This is a genomic window from Eubacterium sp. ER2, assembly GCF_000765215.1.
Classification (GTDB): Bacteria; Bacillota; Clostridia; order Lachnospirales; family Lachnospiraceae; genus Claveliimonas; species Claveliimonas intestinigallinarum.
Map to the genome: position 1 here is coordinate 95472 of NZ_JPJE01000008.1, position 9019 is coordinate 104490.

Consider the following 9019-nt stretch of genomic DNA (forward strand, 5'->3'; position numbering starts at 1 on the left):
AATTTTTTCGAATAATCCGCACAGGGTTTCCGTAAAAAAATTATGAATACTGATTATTTTTCCCGCAGGTGAACCGCGGAGGCCGCCTGGCGGCGTCTGTTCTCATCAATGGCCGCATAGTGTTTCTTTGTCGTGTTCACGTCCTTGTGCCCCAACACATCGGCCACCAGATAGATGTCCCCGGTCTCCTTATAGAGAGAGGTGCCGTAGGTGCTGCGCAACTTGTGGGGCGTGATCTTTTTGTTCGGCGTTACCTGGCGTGCATATTTCTTCACCATGTTCTCCACAGCCTGAACACCCATGCGTCGCCTCTGAGTGGAGAGGAAGAGGGCGTTCTCGTGGCCGGGGAGAGGAGTGGCAGCCTTGCGGCTCCCCTCCATGTAAATTCTGAGAGCCTTTTCTACCTCGGATCCGAAGTAGACAACCATCTGGTTGCCTCCCTTTCTGGTGATAGTGATGCCGTCATTTTTGAAGTCCACATCCTGCAGGTCAAGGCCCACACACTCGGAGACACGGATGCCGGTTCCCAGAAGGAGAGTCAGGATCGCCAGATCTCTTTCCCTTGTCTTTTCGTAGTATACCTTTGCCTGTCCGGTCAGTCGGCTTCCGCATGACTCGACATAATCAAGCAGGAGAGCAACCTCGTCAGGATCCAGGCGGATGATGGCCTTTTCATGCTGCTTTGGCATGTCTACAAGCAGTGTCGGGTTACTGCTGATATATTGGTGCTTGTGGTAATAGGCGTAAAAGCTCCGCAGGGCGGACATCTTCCTTGCAAGCCCTTTTTCCCCGTTGGTCATCAGTTCATCATCGTCACGCCTGTATACCTTCAGATATTCCATATATTCCTCAATATCCACCGGCTCCAGCTTTTCCAGGTCAGAGACCTTGAACTGATCTATTGTGTAATTTTTGTAGACTGGATTGTTTTCCATCAGAAAATGAAAAAAGACACGGATATCATACGCATAGTTCATCCGTGTGCGGATGGATGAATGAGGCTCGATGGCCCGGAAGAAATCCTTTGCAAACGGAGGCAGGGTTTTCAGTATTTCCCTGAGGCGCAGCGTGTAGTCGATCACCGTCTGCTCATGATAGCTCTTTGTATCCTTCATAATTGTATTGACCCCTTTGCTTGAAATAACATTTATAATCCCACATGGAAATTATACTGGAAACACCGGATTTTGTCCACATCTTTTGGAAAAATCGGTATTTTACGTATAGATCTGTTTTGGTATATTACAGTATATATAATATATAAATAGACGGTATCCGTCTGCTTCTCCTTTCGGTATGGAAGGAAGCGCCTCTGAGATACCGTCCCTGGGTGAGTGTATAATTATATATAAAGCTTTAGAAAGCCTATATATCGATTGGAATGTATAATCTATATTTTAGCTATATTATATTATCTGTACGCATTGTCACAGTATACAATGGTGAGATGCTGATCTTCATGGATCAGATCGCCCCTGAGACCATTGATCGCCTTCAGTTCCTGTACATACTCCGGCACAGAGAGACTGCACGCATCGGCGTATGTCTCGGCAATGTCCCACAGTGTGTCGCCGGCCTTAAGCTCAATGCTCTTGTAGTACCTGTAGGCGCTTTCTGCGTCAGAGCTGTCCTTCGCCTGTACAAAGCGCATGCCTCTGACTGCGAATATACTGCAGAGGACTGCGATGAGAACGGCCGCAGTGACCAGAATAAACTTTTCCCTGTATACTTCTCTTCTTCTCTTGCTTGCTGCATGTAATCTGTGTGCGTTCATCTCATATTCCCCTCTTCTTAACTGGATAAAATACATCCCTCGTTGCTGTGCTTCATATAAAAATCATGATTTTCTTCTATCGAACGAACGTTCTTTCTATGCTTCTGATTATAGTATGCGAACATTTGTTTGTCAATAGTCTGAAGTGAAAAAATCGAACATATTTTCTAAACATTTGTTTGCCTTTTACATGGGCATATGTTAGAATGTTATTAGTTAATTTTTGATTGTACATATTACAAGGGGGAAAGCTACATGTCGCAGGGAAAGATCAGCCCAAAGCAGAAAGAAATATTAGAGTTTATCAAGGATCAGATCCTGACGCGGGGATTTCCGCCCTCTGTCCGGGATATATGTGAGGCGGTTCATCTGAAGTCCACCTCCTCTGTCCACGCCCATCTGGAGACACTGGAAAAGAACGGATATATCAGAAGAGACCCCACCAAGCCGAGGGCCATTGAGATTTTGGATGACACCTTCAATCTCACCAGACGGGAGGTGACCAATGTGCCCCTCCTAGGACGAGTGGCGGCCGGAGAGCCGATCCTGGCCCAGGAAAACATTGAGAACTACTTCCCCATTCCGGTGGAGATGCTGCCAAACAATCATACCTTCATGCTGACTGTCAAGGGAGAAAGCATGATCAACGCCGGAATTCTAGACGGCGACTATGTGCTGGTCGAGGAGTGCCATACGGCGTCCAACGGGGATATGGTTGTCGCTCTGATTGAGGACGGGGCGACAGTCAAGACGTTCTACAGGGAGGAAGGTGTCATCCGCCTGCAGCCGGAGAACGATTTCATGGATCCCATTATCGTGACCGACGTTCAGATTTTAGGAAAGGTGATCGGCGTGTTCCGGTTTTTCAGATGATTTTTCTTTATTTCCTATAAAGCAGGGAGCGAAGTCTGTTGTCATTGGCTTCGCTCCCTGCTTTTCTTTCTGACTTTATTTCCCTGACTGGTGAAGATAGCGCCGCAGAAACGGGGCCGCAAGCATCAGCGCCTTGCCCACATTGTCGGCGATCATGCAGCACCACACTGCCCGAAGGACCAGCCCCCAGACATTTACGCACAGGAAGGTCAGAAAAATCCGTATCCCCCACATGCCAATGGTCTCCACCAGAAACGGGTACCGCGTGCGCCCCATCCCGTAGAAGATCCCCTCCAGCACGACCATCAGACCGAAAAAGGGCTCTGACAGGGCCACTAACCGCAGCATCTCTGCTCCCAGAGTCACCACCGCAGCGCTGGGTGAGAAAAGCCGCATCAGAGGCACGGAGCCGATATAGAGGATCAGTCCGCTCACGCACATCATGCAGACAGTGACCAGCACGCTGATCCAGGCAGTCCGCCGCATTTTATCCGTATCCTGCTCCCCGCAGGCAGAGCCCAGCAGCGTGGACGCAGCTGTGCGAAGGCCGTAGCCCGGCACGTTCCGCTTGTACCCAGCACAGGCAGGCCCACAGCCGCACATTTATTTATATATTATATCTTTCGATAGCTGAAAGCTATTCTAAAAGCGAAACCATGAAGTCACAGCTGTAACTCCATGGTTTCCTGTTGTATGATCCGCTGTTCAATTCAAAATTCACCCGGGATCTTATTTTTCTTCCTTTCTGAGCAGCGTGTCCCGCAGTATTCTCCCGTCCTCCATGTACAGAACCCGGTCGCACTGCTTTGCCAGCGCCTCGTCGTGGGTCACCATGATAATGGTGGTATGCTGCCTGGTGTTCAGCCGCCGGAAGAGCCCCATGATGGCGTCCCGGTTTCTGCTGTCCAGATTTCCGGTGGGCTCATCTGCCAGGATGACTGCCGGGGAAGGGGCCGCAGCCCTCGCAATGGCCGTTCTCTGCTGCTGTCCTCCAGAGAGATGGCAGGGAAGAGCCTCCCTCTTTTTTGTGAGTCCGGTGACGGCGAGAAGCTCCTGCAGCCGCTGGGCAGAGAGCGGTTTTCCATCCAGGAGAAGAGGCAGAGCTATGTTCTCCTCTACGTTCAGGCTGGGGAGAAGGTAGATGGACTGATAGACCATGCCGATCTGCCGCCTGCGGAAGATCGACCGCTCCCCTTTTTTCATGCGGTAGAGCTCCCTGCCGTCCACCCACACTCTCCCGCTGTCAGGCTCATCGATGCCGCCCAGCACATGGAGAAGGGTGGATTTCCCGCAGCCTGAGGGGCCCAGGATGGCGGTGAACTGTCCCCTTTTGATCCGGAGAGACGTTTCCCTCAGCGCGCGGACGGCTGTGTCCCCGCTCCCATAGGTCTTCCGGATCTGTTCCGCTTCGATACTCCAGCTTTTATCCATATTACGCTTCCTCCTTCCGTATGACATCGATCATATCCATTCTTCTCAGCTCTCTCACCGTATACAGGAAGGGAACCAGCACAACGCACGCCGTCAGGATGAGCTGCAGGCCCACAAGCCGTACCGGCACATCCAGGGGGAAGCGCATCTGGGGCGCGCCACCATCCCGGTACAGTCCCGCGGAAAGAATAAAGACGCTCAGGGGGATGCCAACCAGTATCCCCGCGAGGGCTAAGGTGAGATGCTCCAGGAAGATCATTTTGACGATGCGACCTGTGGGCATGCCGATGGACTGAAGGAGGGCAAATTCCTTCTTTCTCCTCCGGATGCAGGCTGCATCTCTTAGCAGGGTGATCAGAATGGCGGCGATCCAGACTGTGCTCACCAGGGCAGCGACGAGGAGGACGTGAGCGCCCTTCCCTCCGACGAAAAAGGACTCCTGGTACTCTTCGGCAAAGCTGTAAAAGGCAAGGTCTTCCAATTCTGTCCCCTCCAGATGCCGCCTGATACTGCTGATGAGCCGGCTGTCCTCCTTCATCCTGCCGGCCGCATTGTCCGGATATAGGATCTCTGTCAGGTCTCTTCCTGCTCCTCTGTCCCGGGACAGGATGATCTCCAGGGAGAGGGAGGTGTCCTGATAACCTGCCATCAGTTCGTCAAAGGTCTGGAGGGGAAGGTACAGGATGACGTCGCCGTCAGTGAAGGACAGGGGCGTATCTTCCAGGCTCTCGGCCTTGGAGAGCTGCTCCGGAAAAAGGACCGGACGCTCTGCTTTGGTGATCATGCGAAGGATCGGAATGTCTCTTATCTCTCCCTGGATGAACAGGGGAAACCCTCTTCCATCGTTCTCTTTCATGCTCCAGTCGCTGCTTTCCAGTACAGCTCCCTCATTTTCTGGGAAAGAGCTGTTCTTGGGCCCGGCCTCTTCTCCTCCCAGAAGACGCCGGAAGGTACGGTCGTCTACGCCGATGACCCGGACCACTCTGCGCAGCCATCCGTCCTTCAGCATATTTTCCAGTGGCTCTCCAAACTCTTCATAGCTCTGAATACGTAAGAGGGCGTTCGTAGCGTGGATTTCTGACAGATAGTCCTCAATCCCCCATATGTCCATCCCCTCAAGGGCAGAGTACTCTTCCGCTTCCTTTACGACGGCGACCGTATCAATGCACTCTATCTCCTCCAGAGCTTCAGCGGCCTCCTGGAAGGCAGCTCCATCCCCGCCCTTTGCCGAGGCCCAGAGAGACACCGGGGGCAGCGACTGGCCGGCTGTGGCAGGAGGGGAGGTCAGGCCCTCCACATACATGGTCCCATTGAGGAGCACGCACAGCGCGATCACAAGGAGGACGGAGGAGACACAGTAATTTTTATGGTACATGATGACATTTTTGACGGCAAGGAGCGTCTCAGCTTTGAAGAAATGCCGCCTGGCCCCAAGGAGAACCGTAGTCCGGTTGATTTCCTCCTCCTCGTCGTAGCCGGAGATCAGGTTGAGGACAGACTCCTTTCTGAGCCGGTCATAGAGCCCCTGTGCGGAGGACAGAGCGAGCAGGAACGTCCCCGCAAGAACCGCCACAAGCAGCAGCGGATTTACAGAGATTTCCATATCTTCTACAGGGAAAAGCCTCTCCCCCAGCCAGCGTATGGAGAGGGCCAGGGCTACTATGCCAAGGAGGATGCCGGCAGGGATGGCCACGCATCCGGCCAGCAGGTTTTCTCCGAATGCAAAGCACAGCCTCTGACCTTCCGATATGCCGATGCCGTCCAGAAGTCCGGTGATCTTCAGCTTTTCCTCCATGCCTGAGAGGGATACGTAGTACAGGAGAGCAGCGCCGAAAAGCGCGATGACAAAGTCCAGAAGGAGGATAGCCCAGGCGGAGCCGGCAGCCGTTCCGGAGGCGTTGACACCATAGTAGCCCAGGAGTTTATCGCTGAAGGTGATATCATAGGCAGATGTGACCGTTTGATTTGTGCGGGCATAGAGGACAGGCTGCTCCTCCAGCGGCAGGGGATCCATCCCAATCTCCTCTCCCACCTTCTGGGAATTTTTGAAGATGGCAAGGGAAATATGCCTGAAGGAGACGCCACAGCACACGCGCCCCTGGTCAGAGCTCTCTATAGGACACCTGTCCAGTATCCAGACCTGCCGGATGTAGGAGCTGTCAGAAAGAGCGCAGGCCTGCTCTTCTGTCAGATTGTGAAAGATGGACTCGTAGGGGCCGTTCTCTCTTTTCTCCTGCCGGATCATCGCCTGGAGACAGGATGTGGAGAAGACGGTCGTGGCTGTGATGAGGAAGACGGCCATTGTCATGCCCGCCGCGAGGACGAGGAACCGTCCTGGCTTCTGCCGGATTTCTTTTGTCAGAACTTTCCATATGATCTTCATATCGCACACCTAAAGAAAATGGATGACGCCATCCCTGATTTCCAGCTCTCTGTCACATATCTGAGCCAGATCCAGGTTGTGGGTGGCCATAAGGACGGTGCTGTGCCAGGTGTGGGCGCACTCCTTCAGAGCACCCATGAGCTCCAGTGACTGCCTCGTGTCCAGCCTGGCGGCAGGCTCGTCCGCAAGGATCAGCTCCGCGTCAGAAAAGAGGGCTCTGGCAAAGACGCACCGCTGCCTCTCGCCGCCGGACAGCTCTGCCGGGTATCTCCCCAGCTTCCCGGACAGGGAAAAGGACTCCAGGATCCCGGTGAGCCGGTCCTGGTCCAGAAGTCTCCCTGTGTCCATGACAAGGGGAAGGACGATATTCTCCTCCACTGTAAGGGAGGGAATGAGGGCCGCTTCCTGAAAAACCATGCTGACATGCCTTCGGCGGAAGATGGAGGCCTCCTTTGGAGACATGTCCTGGAGGTGTCTGCCAAGGAGACAGATGGTCCCGCTGTCCGCCTTTAAATAGCCCGCAAGCAGATGGAGAAGGGTAGTCTTTCCGGACCCCGAGCATCCGGTCAGGGCGGTAAACGACCCCTCTTCCAGCGAAAAAGACACTCCTTTTAGCACCTCTTCCGGCCCGAGGGGCCCGGGAAAGGCTTTTTTCAAACATGTCACCTTTACCGCTTCCATTTTCTTATCCTTTCTGGCTCTCATTATAGCAGCCTCTCCTTACAGATATCTTACAGGCGGCGGAGAAAATTCTTACACCTCTGTCATAAGCGGCAGAAATACAGAAAAGGTACTGCCCTTCCCCGGCTCGGAGGAGACGGTGATATACCCGTGCTCCCTTTCCACGAGGAGCCTGGCCAGATAGAGGCCGATGCCCCAGCCCTCCTTCCCGGACGAGGAGCTGCCCCGGTAGAATTTCTGGAAGATTTTTGTGTACTCTTCCTTGGGAATACCCGGTCCCTTATCCTGGACGCGGACAGCCCCGTAGGTCTCGAAGCACTCCATGGACAGGGTGACGTCAGAGCCCTCCGGCGCATATTTTACAGCGTTTTCCAGGATGTTGGCAAAAACCTCCTCTGTCCAGGCGGGATCGTGGAGGAGTGGCGCATCCGGGAAAGGCTCCATCCGGATGCGGATATGCTTCTGATCCGCCCTTGGGAGGACGGACTCCACCGCCCTCCTGACAGCGGAAAGGACAGGGATATTTGCAGGGCTCGGGGCAGCCGCGCCCCTCTCCAGATCCATCATTTTGAAGAGGGCAGTAAGAAGCCGGTCCAGCCGGTCTGTCTGCTCCTCCAGGCGGTTCTCCAGACACTGCCTTCTGCCAGGCGGAAGCTCCGGGGATTTCAGCAGCTCCTGATAGAGGCGGATATTGGCAAGAGGGGTTTTAAGCTGGTGGGAGAGATTGGATGTCAGTTCCCTGACCGCGTCTCTGTCCTCCCTCGCCTCCTGTCTCTCCCGCCGGAATTTTTTCATAATGCGGGCAAAATCATCCCGGACCGCGGACGGCGCGCCCTCCTGACAGGAGCCCTCCGGCAGGGGCTGGTCCGCAAGAAGTGCCCTCTGGCAGAGCTGAACCTCCCGATACAGACGAAAGTACTGCCTCCGGAAGCGGAGCATTCCGAGAAGGGTCGCCAGGGCTGCGGCCAGAAGCAGAAGGCACAGAGCCAGCAGTGTCTGTTCTCTTGTCATACCGCTCACTCCTTCCATATGTACCCCATGCCGTGGATGGTTCGGATCCTTTGCGGGGATGAGGGGTGCTCTTCTATTTTGAGGCGGAGTCTGCGGACTGTGACCGCCAGGGTATTTTCATCCACATACTTTTCCTGTCTGTCCCACACGGATTCCAGGATCTGCTCCCTGGAGAGTATCTGTCCGCTGTGCTCCATGAGAAGGATGAGAAGCCGCGTCTCCAGGGCGCTCAGGGAAAGCAGCTCCCCTCCTTTGCGCACCTCTTTGCTCCTCATATCTACTGTGATGTCCCCGGAGGACAGGAGGGAGGGTGTCTCCCTTCTGCGGAGGATCCTGCGTGCGCGGGCCTTCAGAACAGCAAGGGAGAAGGGCTTTCTCATGAAATCCTCCACCCCAAGCTCCAGGGCCTGCAGCTCATCGATCTCTCCGCTCCTCGCGGTCAGCATGAGCACAGGAGGCGCTTTCCTTTCCCGCAGTCCCCGCAGCATCTCAAAGCCGCTTCCGTCCGGGAGATTACAGTCCAGTATGACAAGGTCGCAGCCGCCTCCCTCTGTGAGCCGTCTCCCCTCTTTCGCAGTGGCGGCGCAGACGACCTCCCACCCATCCAGCTCAAAGGCCAGCTTCAGCCCCTCCCGCAGAGCCTGGTCATCTTCAATGATACCGATCCTGACAGCCATTGTGTATCTCCTCCCCGTCTCCTTTTGTCTCTGTATTCAGTATATCGGCATTGGGAACGTTTTACAAGAACAGAAAAGGAGTCCCGCTTTCGCGGGACTCCTCAGACTGTAGACAAAGTCCCCGGTTTACCCCGGGGCTTTTCTATTGTAGTTATCAACATTTCAATGATCCTTCCGGTTTTTATCAAG

General features: G+C 54.2%; 9 protein-coding genes. 1 reads left to right on the forward strand and 8 read right to left on the reverse strand.

The features are described from left to right. Positions 1-53: 53 nt before the first annotated feature. On the reverse strand, positions 54-1115 hold the full coding sequence (locus NI21_RS0103815; protein WP_033124914.1) for a tyrosine-type recombinase/integrase: 1062 nt from the start codon (positions 1113-1115) through the stop codon (positions 54-56). Positions 1116-1411: 296 nt separating this feature from the next. Next, the gene (locus tag NI21_RS0103820) at positions 1412-1774 is read right to left on the reverse strand and encodes a LysM peptidoglycan-binding domain-containing protein (protein ID WP_033124915.1); all 363 of its coding nucleotides are present in this window, start codon (positions 1772-1774) and stop codon (positions 1412-1414) included. A gap of 255 nt (positions 1775-2029) precedes the next feature. Between NI21_RS0103820 and lexA the strand changes: the two genes are divergently transcribed. After that, positions 2030-2647, forward strand: coding sequence for a transcriptional repressor LexA (gene lexA / locus NI21_RS0103825; RefSeq protein ID WP_033124916.1), 618 nt, complete (start codon positions 2030-2032; stop codon positions 2645-2647). A 75-nt stretch (positions 2648-2722) separates the two neighbouring features. Here the strand turns inward: lexA and NI21_RS0103830 are convergent, their stop codons facing one another. From NI21_RS0103830 to NI21_RS0103855, 6 genes are all read right to left on the reverse strand, one after another. Next, positions 2723-3250, reverse strand: coding sequence for an MATE family efflux transporter (locus tag NI21_RS0103830; RefSeq protein WP_033124917.1), 528 nt, complete (start codon positions 3248-3250; stop codon positions 2723-2725). Positions 3251-3376: 126 nt separating this feature from the next. Further along, positions 3377-4078 (reverse strand): ABC transporter ATP-binding protein, encoded by a 702-nt coding sequence (locus tag NI21_RS0103835; RefSeq protein ID WP_033124918.1) that lies wholly within the window; start codon positions 4076-4078, stop codon positions 3377-3379. A 1-nt stretch (position 4079) separates the two neighbouring features. After that, entirely contained in the window at positions 4080-6461 is a 2382-nt protein-coding gene (locus NI21_RS0103840) for an ABC transporter permease (protein WP_033124919.1), read from the reverse strand. A gap of 9 nt (positions 6462-6470) precedes the next feature. Then, a complete protein-coding gene (locus NI21_RS0103845; protein WP_052083890.1) occupies positions 6471-7166 on the reverse strand; it encodes an ABC transporter ATP-binding protein in 696 nt (231 codons plus the stop codon). 48 nt (positions 7167-7214) lie between these two features. Continuing rightward, on the reverse strand, positions 7215-8153 hold the full coding sequence (locus NI21_RS0103850) for a sensor histidine kinase KdpD (RefSeq protein ID WP_052083892.1): 939 nt from the start codon (positions 8151-8153) through the stop codon (positions 7215-7217). A 5-nt stretch (positions 8154-8158) separates the two neighbouring features. Further along, positions 8159-8830, reverse strand: a complete 672-nt coding sequence (locus NI21_RS0103855) for a response regulator transcription factor (protein WP_033124920.1) — start codon at positions 8828-8830, stop codon at positions 8159-8161. Positions 8831-9019 lie beyond the last annotated feature (189 nt).

What these genes read in the sequence shown, in the direction of transcription:
- NI21_RS0103855 (WP_033124920.1), bottom strand. Translation starts at nt 8,830, where the DNA reads ATGGCTGTCAGGATCGGTATCATTGAAGATGACCAGGCTCTGCGGGAG.
- NI21_RS0103840 (WP_033124919.1), bottom strand. Translation starts at nt 6,461, where the DNA reads ATGAAGATCATATGGAAAGTTCTGACAAAAGAAATCCGGCAGAAGCCA.
- NI21_RS0103820 (WP_033124915.1), bottom strand. Translation starts at nt 1,774, where the DNA reads ATGAACGCACACAGATTACATGCAGCAAGCAAGAGAAGAAGAGAAGTA.
- NI21_RS0103815 (WP_033124914.1), bottom strand. Translation starts at nt 1,115, where the DNA reads ATGAAGGATACAAAGAGCTATCATGAGCAGACGGTGATCGACTACACG.
- NI21_RS0103835 (WP_033124918.1), bottom strand. Translation starts at nt 4,078, where the DNA reads ATGGATAAAAGCTGGAGTATCGAAGCGGAACAGATCCGGAAGACCTAT.
- NI21_RS0103830 (WP_033124917.1), bottom strand. Translation starts at nt 3,250, where the DNA reads ATGTGCGGCTGTGGGCCTGCCTGTGCTGGGTACAAGCGGAACGTGCCG.
- NI21_RS0103845 (WP_052083890.1), bottom strand. Translation starts at nt 7,166, where the DNA reads ATGAGAGCCAGAAAGGATAAGAAAATGGAAGCGGTAAAGGTGACATGT.
- NI21_RS0103850 (WP_052083892.1), bottom strand. Translation starts at nt 8,153, where the DNA reads ATGACAAGAGAACAGACACTGCTGGCTCTGTGCCTTCTGCTTCTGGCC.
- lexA (WP_033124916.1), top strand. Translation starts at nt 2,030, where the DNA reads ATGTCGCAGGGAAAGATCAGCCCAAAGCAGAAAGAAATATTAGAGTTT.